This is a genomic window from Phocaeicola sp. GP0067 (assembly GCF_031119655.1).
Taxonomy (GTDB): Bacteria; Bacteroidota; Bacteroidia; order Bacteroidales; family Bacteroidaceae; genus Phocaeicola; species Phocaeicola vulgatus.
The window spans coordinates 1-19,063 of the sequence record NZ_JAVHZY010000023.1; the positions used below are offsets into that span (position 1 = coordinate 1).

Consider the following 19,063-nt stretch of genomic DNA (forward strand, 5'->3'; position numbering starts at 1 on the left):
CTGAAGTTCTTCATGTTCAGACTGGCTAGGCTATACGCTTAAAAGAAAGCTTGCCAACCCGGAAAATCCGCTGACCCATTATTATTCTGGAATGCTTATGCCCTCATGCTCTCATTTTACATATAACAATCTAATTATAAATATCTTACATGATTATAGTAAAAATATTTGCTCTCACTTATGCCCTCATACCCTCACTATATTTTAAAGCAGATTTTCGCATAATACGCTTGCTGTCAACTATATATTCTTTTTTATAAAGTATTCCTGTTTGATATAAAGCAGGGTACTTTCAGACTTTTTCATTTCAAAAATGCATATGAAAGAGATATACTTCCACGAAATAGCAGTTTACAGAGTTCCGATATCGATAAAAAAGATCAAAACGTTTTTAAAAAGTTCCTGTTGTTATTTGAAAAGCTCTTGATCTTTTTTAAAAACGTCCTTATATTGGGGGGATTTATATGATTCACACTCACATACATACGTACAAACCCGTACATACATATGCGTAGCTTCATGTAGACATACGTGCATAAACATACTTCTTGGCATAGTATAAAACACAATCACGCAACACTCCCCATATTTTTACAAGTAAATCAATCTTCCTACTCAGGGTTAGAGATTTTATATGATCACATCTATTGAAAAAACTCTTTTATTCAATATCACTTCGCCGATACAATAATAAAGAGGCTGAATCAAATTTATCTTGAATTTCAGCCTTTTTATTCATCAATACAACATTGGGAAATCGGGCTACATGACCATTCTTGCATTAAGAAAGGCAATTTAATAATGAAACTGCCAAATCTCTAAAACAACAATATCCATCCGTCTACAGTTTGGTAAGTGGATGGATATTGCTTTTTTATTCTTAATCTCTGCCCAAAATAAAAGCAAAGAAGCCTTATATTTAATTTTAACAGAAGAAATTTTCTATTTTTTCTGCATTAATCCTTTAAATGCCGTAGGATAAGGAGTTTCAAACTCCATCAACTCTTTTGTTACCGGATGATAGAAACATAACTTGAAGGCATGTAACGCCAATCGTCCTAAAGGATCACACTCACTGCCATAGCGCCGGTCACCAACAACAGGGTGACCTAAATCCAACATATGCACACGAATCTGATTCTTACGTCCTGTTTCCAAATCCAACTCCACCAATGAATATCCATTGGCCCGCTTTATTGTTTTATAATGAGTGACCGCAAACTTACCTTCCCCATTATCTACAGGACTGGAATATACATACAATTTCCGGTCGGTCAACCAAGACTCTACAGTACCGTAATCTTTCTCCATATCACCAGAAACGATAGACACATAACGGCGGTCCGTCACAATATCATGCCAATTATCACGTAAAGTATTCTGGGTTTTTTCATCTTTGGCATACATCATCAACCCCGAAGTTTCACGGTCCAGACGATGTACTACAAATACGCGGTTGAAACGATGTGAACGTTTTACATACTCATTCAAAATATGTTGTGCAGTACGCTCCTTCTGATGTTCTGTGCTGACAGAAAGCAGTCCCTCCTTCTTTTCCACCACCAAGATATAAGCATCCTCGTATACCAGTTTCAGCATCGGATGTTTAAACTCACGATTATTCTTCACCTTGGATATCTGCACTTTCATACCTGGTTTCAATGCGAAATTATATTGGGTAGTAATCACATTATCTACCAAAATCACGCGGTTGGCAAGCAACGCCTTTACCTTGCTACGACTGATTCCCGCCATTTTCCGCATCAGAAAATCCATCAGCTCAGCGGGCTCCGTCACATTATATATAGTATATCGGGCAACACTTCTCGCCTTTGGCCTGCCGGAATCACTATTCTTACCTCTTGACATAATTCTATTTACTGTTTAAACAATTTATAATTGAACTATCCGGATTATCCTCTTTTTTCCAGCAACACCACATTTTCCACATGATGCGTATGAGGGAACATATCTACGGGTTGCACGGCCATCACCTTGTATTTGGCATCTAACAAAGACAAATCACGTGCCTGGGTGGCAGGATTACAGCTAACATACACAATCCGCTGAGGTTCAGCAAAAAGAATTGTATTAATCACATCATCGTGCATTCCGGCACGCGGAGGATCAGTGATAATAACATCAGGACGACCATGTTGGTTGATAAACTCCTGAGTGAGGATATCCTTCATGTCACCGGCATAAAATAAGGTATTGTCAATGCCATTAATTGCCGAATTTACTTTTGCATCTTCTATTGCTTCAGGCACATATTCGATACCAATCACTTTCTTTGCCTGGCGTGAAACAAAGTTGGCTATGGTTCCAGTCCCTGTATAAAGATCATACACCAATTCTTTACCGGTCAATCCGGCAAAATTACGGGCCACCTTATAAAGATTATACGCCTGTCCAGAATTAGTCTGATAAAATGATTTTGCTCCTATCTTGAAGCGCAACCCCTCCATTTCCTCGAAAATATGATCGTTGCCTTTGAACACCATTACCTCCAGATCGTTAATGGTATCATTGCATTTGTTATTGACTACATATAATAATGAAGTAATCTGCGGAAAACGTTCTGCCACGAAAGCCAGCAGTTGCTTCATCAGATCCATTTCGCTCTCTTCCACAATCTTGCATTGCAGCAACACCATAAGCTCACCCGTACTCGAAGTACGGATCATCAAGTTGCGAAGCATTCCTTCTTGAGAACGCAGATTAAAGAAAGAATAATTGTGTTCGTATGCATAGTCACGAATCGCATTGCGTATCTGGTTGCTGATATCATCCTGTAACCAGCACTTTTCTATAGCCAGTACCTTGTCAAATGCACCGGGAATGTGGAAACCTACGGCGTTCATCTGATCGTACTTCACATCTTCCTTTACCTCTTCCTCTGTCAGCCAACGTTTGTTAGAAAACGTAAATTCCAACTTATTACGGTAAAACTCCGTTTTTTCCGACCCCATGATAGGTAAAATTTCCGGCAATTCGATCTTGCCGATACGGGTCAGATTATCCGTCACCTGCTTTTGCTTATACTTTATTTGTTCTGTATATGGCAGACATTGCCACTTACAACCACCACATATACCATAATGCTGGCAGAAGGGTACTGCACGCACAGGAGAATACTCATGGAATTTCACAGCCACAGCTTCTGCATAATGATTTTTCTTACGCTTCACTTGTAAATCCACCACATCACCGGGCACTACATAAGGCACAAATACTACCAGGTCATTCACTTTCGCCAAAGCTTTTCCTTCGGCAGCTACATCTGTTATGGTTATCTTCTCTAATAATGGAAGTTCTTTCTTCTTTCTAGCCACTTTTCTGAATAAGTTAATTTGGGGACAAATTTAAGCATTTTCCCTGAATATTGCCTCATAAATCGTAAGATATTAAAATTGCAAAGTAGAAATTGCAATTTCCACTAATTTTTTTCAGTAAAAGGTTTGGAGATAACTAAAATATGTATAGTTTTGCGATTACATTTTTTGAGCGAGTTAACTTTAAATACATTTATTATGGATAAAAAAAGAGTTTACACCTTTGGTAATGGACAAGCTGAAGGAAAAGCAGACATGAGAAATCTGCTTGGTGGAAAAGGCGCTAACCTAGCTGAAATGAATCTAATCGGTGTTCCCGTACCTCCGGGATTTACAATCACCACAGAAGTTTGTAGCGAATATTATGAGTTAGGTAAAGATAAAGTAGTAGAACTGCTGAAAGCGGATGTTGAGAAAGCTATCGCCAACATCGAAAATCTGATGAATTCCAAGTTTGGAGATGTAGAGAACCCGTTACTGGTTTCTGTACGTTCGGGTGCCCGCGCTTCTATGCCGGGTATGATGGACACCATCCTTAATTTAGGTTTAAATGACGAAGTGGTGGAAGGCTTGAGCCGCAAGACCGGACGCCCCCGTTTCGCATGGGATTCTTACCGTCGTTTCGTACAAATGTATGGTGACGTGGTATTGGGTATGAAACCGGTGAACAAGGAAGACATCGATCCTTTCGAGGAAATTATCGAAAAAGTAAAGGAAGAAAAAGGTGTGAAGCTCGACAACGAATTGGAAGTGGAAGACCTTAAAGAACTGGTTAAACGCTTTAAAGTTGCTGTAAAAGAACAGACCGGACAAGATTTTCCGACCTGTGCATACGAACAACTTTGGGGTGCCATTTGTGCTGTATTCCGCAGCTGGATGAACGAACGCGCCATTCTTTACCGCAAAATGGAAGGTATTCCTGCCGAATGGGGTACTGCTGTAAGCGTACAAGCCATGGTATTCGGTAACATGGGTGATACTTCGGCTACCGGTGTTTGCTTCTCTCGTGACGCAGGTAACGGTGAGGATTTATTTAATGGCGAATATTTGATCAACGCACAAGGTGAAGATGTTGTAGCCGGTATCCGTACTCCGCAACAAATCACAAAAATCGGTTCTCAGCGTTGGGCAGAACGTGCAGGTATTTCTGAAGAAGAACGCGTAGCCAAATATCCCTCTATGGAAGAAGCTATGCCGGAAATCTACAAAGAACTGGATGCCCTGCAGACCAAACTGGAAAACCACTATCGCGACATGCAGGATATGGAATTTACCGTACAGGAAGGTAAATTATGGTTCTTGCAGACCCGTAACGGTAAACGTACCGGAGCTGCCATGGTAAAAATCGCCATGGACTTGTTGCGCCAGGGCATGATTGATGAAAAAACCGCATTGGAGCGTTGCGAACCTAATAAATTAGACGAACTGCTTCACCCTGTGTTCGACAAGAAAGCGTTGAAAGAAGCGAAAGTTTTGACTCGTGGTTTGCCCGCTTCTCCGGGTGCCGCTACCGGTCAGATTGTGTTCTTCGCCGATGATGCTGCTAAATGGGCTGCCGATGGCAAAAAGGTAGTCATGGTACGTATCGAAACTTCGCCGGAAGACTTGGCAGGTATGGCCGTTGCCGAAGGTATCCTGACTGCACGTGGCGGTATGACATCTCACGCTGCGGTTGTGGCCCGTGGTATGGGTAAGTGCTGCGTATCGGGTGCTGGTGCTATCAATGTAGATTATAAGACACGTACCGTAGAAATTGAAGGTATTACTTTAAAAGAAGGTGACTTCATCTCTCTGAACGGTACTACCGGTGAAGTCTATAAAGGTAAAGTGGAAACCAAAGCAGCCGAAGTTTCAGGCGATTTCGCTGCATTGATGGATCTTTGCAACAAATACACCAAGCTGAATGTCCGCACTAACGCTGATACTCCGCATGATGCGGAAGTGGCCCGCGCTTTTGGTGCTTCAGGTATCGGTCTTTGCCGTACGGAACACATGTTCTTTGATGCTGAAAAGATTGTTGCTATGCGTGAGATGATCCTGTCACCGGATGTAGAAGGACGTAGAAAAGCATTGGCTAAATTGCTCCCCTTCCAAAAAGCCGACTTCAAAGGTATCTTCAAGGCTATGGACGGATGTCCGGTAAATGTTCGTCTGCTCGATCCTCCTTTGCATGAGTTCGTTCCCCATGATGCAAAAGGTCAGGAAGAAATGGCTAAGGCAATGGGCGTAACCGTACAGGAAATCAAAAAACGTGTGGAAAGCCTGTGTGAACACAATCCGATGTTAGGTCACCGCGGCTGTCGTTTGGGTAACACCTATCCCGAAATCACAGAGATGCAGACTCAAGCGATTCTAGGTGCTGCAATTGAACTGAAGAAAGAAGGATATGATCCGCATCCCGAAATTATGGTTCCCTTGACCGGTATCCTGTATGAATTCGAAGCTCAGGAAAAGGTGATCCGTGATGCAGCAGCAGCATTATTTGAAAAAGAAGGTATGGAAATTCCGTTCAAGGTAGGTACCATGATTGAAATTCCGCGTGCTGCGCTGACAGCCAACCGCATTGCCAGCCGTGCAGAATACTTCTCATTCGGTACCAATGACTTGACCCAGATGACCTTCGGTTATTCCCGTGACGATATTGCTTCTTTCTTGCCGGTATATCTGGAAAAGAAGATTCTAAAAGTAGACCCGTTCCAAGTACTCGACCAAAATGGTGTGGGTCAGCTGATTGAAATGGCTGTAGATAAAGGCCGTTCAGTTCGTCCTGATTTGAAATGCGGTATCTGCGGTGAGCATGGTGGTGAGCCTTCATCAGTGAAATTCTGTCACAAAGTTGGTTTGAACTATGTGTCTTGTTCTCCGTTCCGCGTGCCTATTGCCAGACTGGCCGCTGCACAGGCTGCTGTGGAAGATATGAAGTAAATTAATATAAAGGTGGGAGGTGCTTGGAATAAGTACCTCCTACTCTATTTTTATGGCATTTTATTTTTTCAATAAAAACATAGTTTATACATTTGCCTGCAAGACAAAATCTATATTCATATGAAAAACAAATGCCTCTTAGTATTACTGTTAGCTTTGGGATGTTGCCATGTACAAGCACAAAAAAGTCAAAAGGATCCTTTGTCCGAAGCACTCGTCCGGTTGAATCAAAAAGTGGATTCCGAATTGATTCCCGGAATAAAAAGGTTTCCCCTGATTGGAATTTCCACAGATATAAGTCCGAAACGGACAGCCGTAAACACGGCATATGTACAGTCAGTCATTCTCTCTGGAGGAATTCCTTACATGATACCTGTAACGGATAATGTAGAAATACTGCGTCAAATTGTATCCCAGCTGGACGGAATTGTCTTTACAGGTGGAGAAGACATCCAACCAATGTATTATGGCGACCTTCCTTATGAAAAACTGGAAGAAGTAAGCCCCGCCCGGGATACCTTCGACTTGATGGTGCTGAAAATGGCCGCAGATCGGAATATTCCCATATTAGGAATTTGCAGGGGGCTACAATTAATGAATGTAGCTTTCGGTGGAACTTTATATCAAGATCTGCCCACGCAACATCCTTCAAGTGTCAACCATCGCCAAAAAGAATCCGGCACTACCCCCACCCATCCGATATCCATCATAAAGGAAAGCAAGTTGGCAGAAATTACAGGACAAGAAGTGCTGCAAGTCAATACATTCCATCATCAGGCTATCCGGAAATTGGCACCGGGATTCAAAATCACGGCTTGGGCACCCGACAGTATAGCGGAAGCTATAGAAGCTTATCCCATACGACAAATGATAGGTGTACAATTTCATCCGGAAATATTTACAGCTGCCGGAGATACCACCATGCATAAATTATTTAAATTCCTAGTGAACAAGGCTGATACATTCAACCTAGCTAAAAAAATTCACAGCCGCATTCTATCCATTGACACTCATACAGACACTCCTCTTTGGTTTAAAAACGGTTACAGTGTAGGCCTGAGAAAAGACAACATGGTCAGCATCCCCAAAATGGAGGAAGGCAAATTGGACGCACAGTTCCTAGCCGCATTTATATGGCAGGGGAAACGGGATGACGCATCTTCACAAAAAGCCGTAGAAAGCACCACCCGATTAATTCAATCCATTTATGACGAAGTAGAGCAATACAAAGATTTTTGTGGCATCGCCCTTACGGAAGAAGACTTGATACGCCTGAAGCGTGAAGGTAAAAAAGCTTTCTTTATAGGGATCGAGAATGGTTACGCCATCGGCAAGGACCTAAAGAATATAAAAAAATACAAACAGATGGGAGTTAATTATATAACTCTCTGCCATTCTTATGATAACGATATTTGCCATTCGTCCACTCATACGGAAGATGCGACTCAAGGACTGACACAGTTTGGTCGTGAAGTAGTGAAGGAAATGAACCGGTTAGGTATTATGATAGACATATCACATGCCAGTGAAGGTACTTTCTGGGATGTGATAAAATATAGTACACAACCTATCATCGCCTCTCATTCCTCGTCAAAGGCTTTATGCGACCATGATCGTAATCTGACAGACGAACAACTCCGTGCCTTAGCGAAAAATGGCGGAGTGGCACAGTTATGTCTCCTCGATGCCTATATCAATAAAAACCCAAAAGCCGCATCCATTTGTGATGCAGTCGAACATTTAGACCACATGATTAAGGTAGCCGGCATAAACCATGTGGGAATAGGTACGGACTTTGATGGTGGTGGTGGTCTGCAAGGATGTAAAGGAGATAATGACTTAATTAATCTGACCATAAAAATGATTGAAAAAGGATATACAGAAGAAGACTTAAGGAAGATTTGGGGAGGTAATCTCTTGAGAGTAATGAAGCAAGTACAGGAAGCACCACTTCTTTCTTCAAAAAAACGCAGATAATACCCAAACAAGGATAATTAAAAATATATAGAAATATCCTATTATCATTTTTCGGAAATTATCAGGGCTGTCTCACCAATGACAGCCTCTTTTTGTAACTTACAGTTTAATAGTAAAAGAAATAAGACAGACCTTATTCCCCTCTCCTCACCATAGGAATTTTCCTATTACAAATAGGGAAACTCTCCTTTACAAATAGGAATATTCCGTTTATTGTATCATTCCCTCCACTTATCTTTGTGACATAAGAAAAACAAATTTTAAAATTAACGGATATGAGAACAAAAATACTGAAATACTTCGGAATGGTAGTTGTACTGATAATAATGGTTAACCTAACCTCCTGTGAAGTATCCATAGAAAGTTGGTACGATGATGATGATTACAGCGAAATATATTACAGAACCACTCGGGAACTATGCAGCCGGACCTGGCAGGAAACTTGGGAACAAGACGGTGAATACTACACACAACGACTAGACTTTTACGAAAATAGAACAGGCACAGACATCATACGAATAGAACATCGGAACGGCTATGTAACCGAAGACAGGTACAATTTTGAATGGAGATGGGATAACAGCGCACAGACATGCATCCGTATGGTTTACGGTCCCAGTGACATTTCATATTTTGAAAATGTATGGTTGGCCGGGAACTTCTTAAAAGGCACATTGGATGGTGTCAATGTAAATTTCACAGGAATCAGGTAAAAAGAAAAAAAGCGGGATGATACCCAACACATATCATCCCGCTCTCCTTTTTCCAAATACACTACTCAACTTTAATACTCTTTACCGGATTCTCATTAGCGATACGCCAAACTCTAACAACGACACACACCACTATCAGAGCGATAATCACCAATGCTGTTCCGACAAAATACAACGCATTCATATCTATCGTTTCGGCAAATTGATCCAACCAAGCCTTTCCTGTAAAGTACGATACTACAATTCCTATCAAGACCGATGGGACAGCAACATATAATATATCACGGGACAGCAACCGAAGAATAGTCGAAGCTTCAGCACCATTCACCTTACGGATAGCTATTTCCTTACTGCGACGTTGTGTTTCATCATTCACGTAACCTATCAACCCCATAACAACAATAAGCAAAATAAAAGTAGAAGTAATCCATACAGAATTACGAAAACGATATACATTGCGATAGATTTCCTTCAGCATGGTATCTATCGGAATAAATTCCAATGCCTTAGTGGAATGCACCTGCTCCATGTATTCGTTCAGCTTTTTCAAATTCTCATCGTATGGCTGCTTTAAACGTACATCAAAAGTGTGACTGGTATTATGACTATAAACCAAAGCCACGGGAAACTGCTTATAAAGAAAAGACGTATTGCGCACATTACGGAATACACCAACAATGGTTCCGGCTTTATCAAAATCATTCAACCGTTTGCCTACTGCCCCATCTGTCCATTTCATCAGCCGCACTACTTCTTCGTTGACCAATACATCTCCCTCATTCTGCATATCTTTCCCTTCAATAATAGTAATCCCCATGGTTTCAGCATAATTCTTATCACAAGGATTATACATCAAGGTTTCTATTCGCTTGCCACTATTATCAATCAGCCCACGAGTCCAATATTCTCCCAGAACACCATGCATAGAACGGGTGGCATTTTCCACCATGGGTTGACGACGAAGATCGTTAACCATATTCTCTGCTTCTTCGGGTGACATCCATGTTTCCGCCTCCACCAATCCTGGAGTACGGATACCCATATCACTATTAATCAGATGATGATACTGCATCAAAGATACTAACAAAATCCCCATCACAAAAGATACCCCCATAAATTGTACAAATAAAAGAGAACGCTTCCACCCCTTTTTCCCATCTGTGTAACGACGAAAAACTTGAGTGACAGGAATGCGTGAAAACAATCTTCCCGGCAGCACTCCGGCTACTATGAACAGTACAAAAACAATGAGTATCGGAACCCATAAAGTTTCCAATGTAAAGAGTGAGGATAACTGCACCGAAAGTAAATCTTCTATCAGATCTTTGGTATTGAAAATAATAAAGAGGGCCACTATAACGGACATCAATACCACAATCCCCGTCTCAAAAAGGAACATACTGAAAATATTGATTGCACTGGCACCACTACACTTATGCACACCTATACTTTTTGCCCTGCGGCTCATGGTAGCAATAGCTACTAATACATAGTTCATGATTGCCACAAAAAATATGGCAAAGCCCAAAAAACCATAAATGTAAAGGCGAGTGCGGGTATTTGAGTCATCCAAATGAATTTCGGGCAATGGCTGTGCATCATAAAAATTTCTCCATTCATCATCAGCAGAATCAGGATAATATTTTTGCATAGCCTTGTATATCTGACGATTGATTTCTTCCCTGTCCACCCCATCGCGCAAACGGAGAATAGTATAATAAATGTCATTACGCCCCCATGTTCCACCCCCTATATAACCACCTCCGGCATAAATGGGAGCTACAAAATCAAAATGATAGGCCGTATTTTCCGGAGTATCCTGATAAACACCACGGACTGTCAGTTCATGCTGTTTATCCAAAGATAATTTTTGTCCCACAGGGTCCTGTCCACCAAAGACATCACGAACAAAAGTTTCAGAAACGAATATGCTCCCTGCCCTTTGCAATTCCTCAGGATTCCCTTTCAATACTTTGATGCCGAAAGTACGGAAATAGCAAGTATCTACATAAGCGTAGTTTACGTCTTTCAGCTTATGACCATCCTTGAATACATTTAATGTCTCAAAATTGAAAATGACTGTAGCATTTTCAATCCATTGTGACAAATCACTGCGGAATGCTTCTGCCATCGGAGCAAACAAGCTATCATCATATCCTTCTCCTTTCTCTCCAGTCTTTACATTCTCTCCTCCTCCACGTACCAACACCAATCGGTCGGCCTCAGGGTAACATTTTTCATAATTGAGTTCAAATGCTATTTGTGAAAAAAGCAGCACACCAATAGTCAAGCCTAATGAAAGCGATATGATTTTTGTCACATTGCTTCCACGGCCGTGTAATGTCGATTGTATCGCATAATAGATTTGTTTCATTACAACCACCCTTTCATTATTATTCTTTAATGTTCGCCACTACACTACCGTCAAACAAATGAATGACACGATGAGCAAATCCGGCATCATGCTGAGAGTGAGTTACCATGACAATACTAGTCCCCTCCTTGTTAAGTTCGGTCAATAGATTCATTACTTCAGCACCGTTCTTTGAGTCCAAATTACCGGTAGGCTCATCGGCGAGGATCAATTTAGGGTTAGTAACCACAGCACGGGCAATAGCCACACGCTGTTGTTGACCGCCGGAAAGCTGTTGCGGGAAATGCTTGGCACGATGACTCAAGTTCATTCGCTTTAAAATTTCCAGAACACGCTCCTTACGTTCACTAGCCTTGATTCCAAGATAAGTCAACGGTAATTCCACATTTTCAAAAACATTCAGTTCGTCTATCAGATTAAAGCTTTGAAATACAAAACCTATTACACCTTTACGCAGACGGGTGCGTTCTTTTTCTTTCAGATTGGCTACTTCATTGCCCAGCAACTTGTAACTGCCTTCAGTAGGATTGTCCAACAGACCAAGGATATTCAATAAGGTGGATTTTCCACAACCTGATGGTCCCATAATAGCTACAAACTCTCCTTCTTTCACCTCTATGTTTACATGATTCAACGCAATTGTTTCTACTTCTGAAGTACGAAATACCTTACTTAAATTTTCAATCTGTATCATAATAATAAATTTTAATTGTTTGTTCTATTGATCTTTATTCTGATTTAATACTCTTTACTGGATTCTCACTGGCAATGCGCCATGTTTTGGAAATGACACAACTGACAATCAATATCAAGACCACGATAGCTACACATACATAATAAGGAACAAGCGAACCTACAGTCACAGCAAACTGTTCCATCCATAAACCACCTACATACCATGCCCCTAGTGTACCTGCGACTACAGCCGGGAAAGAAATCCAAAGAACATCTTGCACCAACATTTCCAATATCGCAAATGACTCAGCTCCATTCACTTTACGAATAGCAATTTCTTTCGAACGTCGCTGTAATTCATCATTAATATAGCCTATCAGTCCCATCAAAGTAATAAACAAGATGGCAATTGCCGCCAATAAAGTCGCATTACGAAATACACGAACGGAATTATAACTATCCGCCATTTTTTGTTCCAAGCTTTCAAAGCCGACTGTTTGATTAGGAAAAGCTTCGGCAGCATCACGCTTCAGTTTCTGAAGATTCTCACCAAAGGGTTCCTTCAGACGGAGATAAACAAGATCAGCCAAATCTTTGGGATGATGATGCAAGACAAACGGTTTCAGCTCTGAGTAGAATCCGCCAATATTAAAATCTTTAATCACACCTACTATTTTGACACGGCCTTCTTCTGTCTGTATACTCTTACCTAAAACATCTTTTCCCCAATGCATTCTCCGTACAAATTCCTCATTCACTGCCACCTCACCGGATTCACGAGGCACACGCCCTTGCTGTATGACCATTCCCATAAAAGCTACATAATTCTCCTGAGTAAAATCATAACGGCTGGAAAAAAGACTCGTTCCTTTCTCATCCGGTATCATCTGCCCGCTATATCCATTAGACGGATAGCTAGTTGCCGAAGTCAATGCTTCCACGTATGGAAGCCCCTCATAAAAGTGACGGGCAGCAAGCCGGGCTTTAGCATCCGGTGCATTATTAACGCCAATCACTACCCGCTCAGGATTATAACCCGGATCTTTATTAATAACATAATGATACTGGAGCATCACTACACACATCAATCCACATATAAAAGCCACTCCTGCAAATTGGATAAACAATAACGGACGTTTCCATCCTTTCTTACCCTCTGTATAACGCCGGAAAACCTGTGTGACCGGTATCTTTGAAAAAATTCGTCCCGGCAGCACACCACCAATGAGGAATAAGACAGCAGTCACTCCAAAAGGCACCCAAATACGTTCCACCGCAAAAAGAGACTCCAGTTTAGCAGCTGTAGTATCTTCCACAAATTCCCGGAAATTAAACATTAAAAAAACCATCAAAAACAATGAAAGCAAAATAATAATACCGGTTTCCCACATAAACATACCAAAAACAGTACCCGTTCCCGCTCCGCTGCATTTATGAACACCAATACTTTTGGCACGCCGGCTCAATGAAGAAATAGAAATCAACACATAATTCAATGTCGTGATAAACAAAATAGATATACCTAAAATAAGCATGATATTACGCATTCTTTTCACTTCATCATATCCACGGTACGTATCCCGAACAGGTTTTGCCATGACAGTGATTCCCAACTTATCACTTCTGGGAATATGTTGCTGTACTACCATATCAATACGCTTGTTCAATTCATCCAAATCAATATCCTGCTTCAACCGGATATATTCTTTCCAGCTGTCCCCACCGTTCCATGAATAATTTCCTATCCGGCGGCTCCAGATAGAAGGCAAGGAAATGACAGCCTTCGGTCGCATAGTACAATTCTCAGGTAAAGCAGCATACGTTCCTTTGACTGTCAACTCAATTTCCTTATTGAAACTAATTATTTTACCAATCGGGTTCTCACCGCCAAACATTTTATCCGCCAAATCTTTACTCAGGAAAATTACATCTTTTTGCTGCAATTCACGTACCGGATCACCACTCAAGACCTCAATACCCATTGTCTGAAAAAACAATGAATCAGCAGCAACTTTAAAATCATCAAAGCGGACACTCCCGTTATAAATAGGTGCCGAAACCGGCCACGAGCCTGTACTTGCCGCCGATTCCACAATTTCCGGCATTGCATCCAGTATGCCTCCGGCAGCTGCACCGATAATGAACTCACTCGGAGGAAAAGGCTCTCCATTTACTGTCCATATATTCCACAATTGGTATAATTTATCATGATCCTTAAAACAAGTATCAAAACTCTGCTCATACACAACTCTTGAGAAAAGCAGAATACTCATAGTCAGGCCCAAGCCTAACGAAACGACTTTTATAATATTAGCTCCACGTCCATGTATCAAAGCCTGAATGACATAATAAATCTGTTTCATATTTCGTGTTTTTAATTATTATTATTTTAAAAGAGAGAAGTCCCGTTTCACAACGTTACTTCCCATAAAGTGTATAAGAAACTAAAGTTTCTATAATTCGTTCTCTATAATATAAATGCCAAAACCGTGCCACGCAAACAAATAACTGATTAACAACACATTGAAAAATAGCAAAAAGAAACAGTCTGTCTAATTATTAGACAATGATGTATGATAATTAGACAGACTATGAAAACAAACAAATAGTTCTACGCTTCAAACTTATTGGAATTTGCCTTATTTTACTATCTTTGCATTATCACCTATATAAAACAAATTATTATGAAACACATTCTTTTGGCAGCCTGTGCGGTTGCCATATTAAGCGGTTGCGGTTCGCAAGGGAAACAGGCAGCCCCTACCGGAAATCCATTCCTTTCAGAGTACACAACTCCCTTCCAGGTTCCTCCTTTCGACCAAATCAAGATGGAACATTACAAACCCGCCTTTTTGCAGGGCATGGAAGAACAACAGAAAGAGATTGACGCTATAGTGAACAACCCCGAACCCGCCACTTTCCAGAATACCATTGCAGCACTGGATCAAAGCGGAGCGTTACTTCGTAAAGTCAGCACCGTATTCTACGGACTGAAAAGCGCCAATACCAATGATGAAATGGACGCACTGAGCCGTGAACTCTCTCCACTACAATCAAAACACAGCGATGACATCGCCTTAAATGAAAAACTTTTTGCACGCATCAAAGCTGTCTATGAAAATCCCGGCGATTTGGACAAAGAGCAAAAGAAGTTGTTGGAAGAAACCTATAAAGATTTTGTACGTGGAGGTGCCAACCTGGATGCCGAAAGTCAAAAAAAACTGCGTGAATTAAATAGTGAGATTTCCATGTTACAGCTCACCTTCGGCCAAAATATGCAGAAGGAAACCAATGCTTTCCAATTGATCGTGGACAAAGAAGAAGACTTAGCCGGATTACCCCAAAACCTGATTGCCAGTGCTGCCGAAACAGCTAAAGAAGCAGGCATGGAAGGCAAATGGATTTTCACCCTGCATAATCCCAGCGTCATGCCTTTCCTGCAATATGCCGATAACCGAGACCTGCGCGAAAAGATATTCAAAGGATACATTAACAGAGGAAATAACGGAAATGAATACGACAACAAGGAAGTGGTACGCAAACTGCTCAAGGCCCGTCTGGAAAAAGCCAAGCTGATGGGATATGAAAACTATGCTTCCTTTGCACTGGAAGAACGTATGGCGAAAACACCGGATGCCGTATATAAATTATTAGATCAGATTTGGACACCTACTCTGTCCAAAGCCAAAGAAGAACTGGCAGATATCAATGCCGAAATAAAGAAAGACGGAAAAACCTTCACAGCCGAAGGTTGGGACTGGCGTTATTATGCAGACCGAGCCAAGAAAGCCAAATTCGACTTGGATGAAAATCAGGTACGTCCTTATCTGAAACTGGAAAACGTACGTGACGGTGTGTTCTATGTTGCCAACAAACTGTACGGTATCACTTTCACCCAGCTGGACAATCTTCCCCTCCCTCATCCCGATGCACAGGCATTCGAATGTAAGGACAAAGACGGTTCTCATCTAGGTGTACTCTATATGGACTTCTTTCCGCGTGCCAGCAAGAAAGGTGGCGCATGGTGCGGAAGCTATCGTTCACAGACCTACAAGGACGGCAAGAAAGTGGCTCCTGTAGTAACCGTGGTATGCAACTTTACCAAACCGGCAGCCGGACAACCCGCTTTGCTCAGTGCAGATGAAGCGAATACCTTGTTCCACGAATTCGGACACGCTTTACATAATCTTTTCAAAGATGTACATTATTATGGTGTGGCTAGTGTTCCGCGTGATTTTGTAGAACTGCCGTCACAGATAGATGAGCATTGGGCTTTTGAACCGGAGGTATTGAATGTATATGCCAAACATTATCAGACAGGTGAAGTTATTCCTGCCGGACTGGTTGAAAAAATGGACAAGAGTGGCAAATACGGACAAGGCTTCGCTACGGCTGAATATTTAGCTGCTTCCCTGCTGGATATGGATTATCATGTATTAAAAGAAATTCCCGATGATATGGACGTTATGCAGTTCGAAGCAGAAACATTAGGTAAGCGCGGATTGCTGAAACAAATTCCGTCACGCTATCGCACCACTTATTTCAACCACACCATGGGTGGTGGATATACTGCCGGTTACTATAGTTATATTTGGGCAGAAGTGCTGGATTGTGACGCATACGAGGCATACAAGGAAACAGGCGATATCTTTAATCAAGAAGTAGCAGGAAAGTTCCGCAAATATATCCTCACTCCCGGCTGCATTGACGATGCGATGGACATGTATGTCAATTTCCGTGGCAAAGAACCCGGTATTGATCCCTTGTTGAAGAACAGAGGACTAAAATAACCCTCTAACCCTAAATAGAATTCCTCCCCCTGCAAAAGACAAATGATTGTGACTCTTGCAGTGGGAGGATTCTCATTTTGTAGTATGATTGCGGATAGTTCTTTTTATTTTTTGTTCCAAAGCAAGAAATAATCCTCAGAGAAAGCATACCTTTGTGCCTGTCAAATCAAAAATTAAATTATGAATCAACCTATTGCTATGAACACCACAAGAAAACATGTGGTATGGCTGGATGTCGTTCGTTTGGTAGCCATGTTCACCGTAGTTTGCTGCCATAGTGCAGACCCGTTCAACTTTTACCCCGGCGAACCGCCAGCCAACATTGATGAAATCAAATTCTGGGGAGCCGCCTACGGAGCCTTTCTCCGTCCGTGTGTCCCACTGTTTGTCATGATTACAGGAGCATTGCTGCTCCCCGTACGTGGCGAAATATCCGCTTTCTACAAAAAAAGAATCAGCCGTGTATTCTGGCCGTTCCTTATCTGGAGTGTCATTTATAATTTATTTCCCTGGTTTACAGGATTGTTGGGACTTAATCCTGAAATAATCCTTGACTTTTTCCCTTATAGCGGTGAAGAAGCCGCCCGTCAGTCACTCAACGTATCATTGGGTTATATAGCAGAAATGCCTCTCAATTTCTCTTTATTAGACGTACATATGTGGTATATCTATCTGCTTATCGGATTATATCTATACCTTCCTATTTTCTCCGCATGGGTAGAAAAGGCCTCGGAGAAAGCCAAACTATGGTTTCTTGTCGCATGGGGAATAACCGGCTTGTTACCTTATTATTATCAGTTCGTATCCCCATACATTTGGGGAGGCTGTGCGTGGAACTCGTTCAATATGCTCTATTATTTTGCCGGATTCAACGGGTACTTGCTATTGGGACACTATCTGCGCAACCACGACTGGTCATGGAGTAAGACACTGTCAGTCTGTATCCCCATGTTTCTGGCAGGTTACATGGTCACATTCTTCGGTTTCCGCCACATGACCGCATTACCACAATGCACTGATGAAATGTTGGAACTGTTCTTCACCTATAATTCTTTGAATGTGATTATGATGACTATCCCTTTCTTCCTCATAGCCAAGAAAGTAAAAGTACGCTCAGAACTGATCCAGCGTATGCTGGCAAACTTGACCGTATGTGGTTTTGGCATCTATATGATACATTATTTTTTCACAGGTCCGGGTGTAGTCCTGATGCGCAATATCGGTGTTCCCGTGCCTTTACAAATTCCCGCTGCCGCAGTCGTAGCATTTGGCGTATCATGGCTGCTTGTGGTATTCATTCGTAAAATAAGCGGCAAGAATGCTAAATACATTGTAGGATAATAAAAACAGGACATACAAATATCGTTATATAAGAATAGCCGGAACTACTTTTTCCAAGTGATTCCGGCTATTCTTATAATGCTTCATCCACTAGAAATCAAGTCAGTTATTTGAGATGTAATTTAAAGAATATACCTCCGCTAAAAAATTTACCGTCATTCAGTTCAGCAATAAGATTGATATGGTCTTTCCATATTGAATAAGTTCCACCCACATTCACAGTATAAGTTGCTGTATGCAGATCTTCCGCATGTCCGGGACACACTTCCGCCATCAGATTAAATCCATTCAGAGCTTTCTGCCAGAAACCTTCGCCCTTTATGCCAAAGTGAAAGTTTATCCCTGCAGCAGGACGGCTATAATGCACATCACTCATAGCTTTACCGATAACCCAAGCTACATGAACCCCCACTGTACCTATTCCACTAAATTCAACATGTTTCGTTGCCGCCAGATAATAACGTGTCAAGTAATTGTGGTTTCCGCTACCACCGCCCCCCCAATCTATGTCTCCACCTCCATTTGAAGAATGGCTTCCCGGATCATTCGCACCAATCACTACCTGAGGCGTCCAAGCCTTCCACCAGCCTTCTTTCCATGCCCTCAACCGGAAATGAAACGATCTGTCCTGATTGGTAAACCTGCCCCAAGTTTGCTGAGGCCAATAAGAAGAACCATGTATCCCCTTTACCAACGTACAAGTATATGCTACTTCCAGCCAAGGAAACAAAGTACAATTTATATAATAGTTATAGGTATAGGGATGATATTCACTTCTCACCCAATATCGGGAAAGTATATTTACATCCAGCATATTTCCTCCCAGCATAACGGTTTTATCTTTCTGCATAACGGCAGTAGGTGCATGAAGTAGTCCTGTAGTACCATAAAAAGCCTGCCCTTTGATAACATTCATTCCTCCAAAGAGTCCCC

Annotated in this window: 11 protein-coding genes; 5 read left to right on the forward strand and 6 right to left on the reverse strand. The window is 41.6% G+C overall.

What is annotated here, in order from left to right:
* Positions 1 to 942: 942 nt before the first annotated feature.
* Positions 943 to 1,869: an RluA family pseudouridine synthase gene (locus tag RE317_RS15675; RefSeq protein ID WP_005840017.1), complete on the reverse strand. Its 927-nt coding sequence runs from the start codon at positions 1,867 to 1,869 to the stop codon at positions 943 to 945.
* A 44-nt stretch (positions 1,870 to 1,913) separates the two neighbouring features.
* Complete coding sequence (gene rlmD / locus RE317_RS15680) at positions 1,914 to 3,335, reverse strand: 23S rRNA (uracil(1939)-C(5))-methyltransferase RlmD (RefSeq protein ID WP_008668945.1); 1,422 nt, start codon at positions 3,333 to 3,335, stop codon at positions 1,914 to 1,916.
* A 198-nt stretch (positions 3,336 to 3,533) separates the two neighbouring features.
* On the opposite strand from rlmD, the gene ppdK reads away from it, so the two are divergent.
* The 3 genes from ppdK (at position 3,534) to RE317_RS15695 (ending at position 8,950) form a co-directional block, all read left to right on the forward strand.
* Positions 3,534 to 6,260, forward strand: coding sequence for a pyruvate, phosphate dikinase (gene ppdK, locus RE317_RS15685; protein ID WP_005840013.1), 2,727 nt, complete (start codon positions 3,534 to 3,536; stop codon positions 6,258 to 6,260).
* Positions 6,261 to 6,380: 120 nt separating this feature from the next.
* The gene (locus RE317_RS15690) at positions 6,381 to 8,237 is read left to right on the forward strand and encodes a gamma-glutamyl-gamma-aminobutyrate hydrolase family protein (protein WP_008668800.1); all 1,857 of its coding nucleotides are present in this window, start codon (positions 6,381 to 6,383) and stop codon (positions 8,235 to 8,237) included.
* Between the two features lie 275 nt (positions 8,238 to 8,512).
* On the forward strand, positions 8,513 to 8,950 hold the full coding sequence (locus RE317_RS15695; RefSeq protein WP_005852597.1) for a hypothetical protein: 438 nt from the start codon (positions 8,513 to 8,515) through the stop codon (positions 8,948 to 8,950).
* A 61-nt stretch (positions 8,951 to 9,011) separates the two neighbouring features.
* Here RE317_RS15695 and RE317_RS15700 read toward each other — a convergent pair whose 3' ends face one another.
* From RE317_RS15700 to RE317_RS15710, 3 genes are read right to left on the reverse strand one after another with little or no spacing between them, the layout of a single operon-like run.
* Positions 9,012 to 11,324, reverse strand: coding sequence for an ABC transporter permease (locus RE317_RS15700; protein WP_008668798.1), 2,313 nt, complete (start codon positions 11,322 to 11,324; stop codon positions 9,012 to 9,014).
* Positions 11,325 to 11,343: 19 nt separating this feature from the next.
* Entirely contained in the window at positions 11,344 to 12,018 is a 675-nt protein-coding gene (locus tag RE317_RS15705; RefSeq protein WP_005840005.1) for an ABC transporter ATP-binding protein, read from the reverse strand.
* 34 nt (positions 12,019 to 12,052) lie between these two features.
* Positions 12,053 to 14,362, reverse strand: coding sequence for an ABC transporter permease (locus RE317_RS15710; RefSeq protein WP_008668795.1), 2,310 nt, complete (start codon positions 14,360 to 14,362; stop codon positions 12,053 to 12,055).
* 321 nt (positions 14,363 to 14,683) lie between these two features.
* Here RE317_RS15710 and RE317_RS15715 point away from each other — a divergent pair, with 321 nt between their 5' ends.
* Together RE317_RS15715 and RE317_RS15720 are read left to right on the forward strand one after the other, a co-directional pair.
* Complete coding sequence (locus tag RE317_RS15715) at positions 14,684 to 16,789, forward strand: M3 family metallopeptidase (RefSeq protein WP_117853031.1); 2,106 nt, start codon at positions 14,684 to 14,686, stop codon at positions 16,787 to 16,789.
* A gap of 180 nt (positions 16,790 to 16,969) precedes the next feature.
* Positions 16,970 to 18,130, forward strand: coding sequence for an acyltransferase (locus tag RE317_RS15720; protein ID WP_117829811.1), 1,161 nt, complete (start codon positions 16,970 to 16,972; stop codon positions 18,128 to 18,130).
* A 106-nt stretch (positions 18,131 to 18,236) separates the two neighbouring features.
* Here RE317_RS15720 and RE317_RS15725 read toward each other — a convergent pair whose 3' ends face one another.
* The gene (locus RE317_RS15725; protein WP_154577610.1) at positions 18,237 to 19,046 is read right to left on the reverse strand and encodes a YjbH domain-containing protein; all 810 of its coding nucleotides are present in this window, start codon (positions 19,044 to 19,046) and stop codon (positions 18,237 to 18,239) included.
* Between the last annotated feature and the right edge of the window lie 17 nt (positions 19,047 to 19,063).

Coding starts and splice junctions, on each gene's coding strand:
- RE317_RS15695 (WP_005852597.1), top strand. CDS start 8,513: ATGAGAACAAAAATACTGAAATACTTCGGAATGGTAGTTGTACTGATA.
- RE317_RS15675 (WP_005840017.1), bottom strand. CDS start 1,869: ATGTCAAGAGGTAAGAATAGTGATTCCGGCAGGCCAAAGGCGAGAAGT.
- ppdK (WP_005840013.1), top strand. CDS start 3,534: ATGGATAAAAAAAGAGTTTACACCTTTGGTAATGGACAAGCTGAAGGA.
- RE317_RS15690 (WP_008668800.1), top strand. CDS start 6,381: ATGAAAAACAAATGCCTCTTAGTATTACTGTTAGCTTTGGGATGTTGC.
- RE317_RS15715 (WP_117853031.1), top strand. CDS start 14,684: ATGAAACACATTCTTTTGGCAGCCTGTGCGGTTGCCATATTAAGCGGT.
- RE317_RS15720 (WP_117829811.1), top strand. CDS start 16,970: ATGAATCAACCTATTGCTATGAACACCACAAGAAAACATGTGGTATGG.
- RE317_RS15705 (WP_005840005.1), bottom strand. CDS start 12,018: ATGATACAGATTGAAAATTTAAGTAAGGTATTTCGTACTTCAGAAGTA.
- RE317_RS15710 (WP_008668795.1), bottom strand. CDS start 14,362: ATGAAACAGATTTATTATGTCATTCAGGCTTTGATACATGGACGTGGA.
- RE317_RS15725 (WP_154577610.1), bottom strand. CDS start 19,046: ATGAATGTTATCAAAGGGCAGGCTTTTTATGGTACTACAGGACTACTT.
- RE317_RS15700 (WP_008668798.1), bottom strand. CDS start 11,324: ATGAAACAAATCTATTATGCGATACAATCGACATTACACGGCCGTGGA.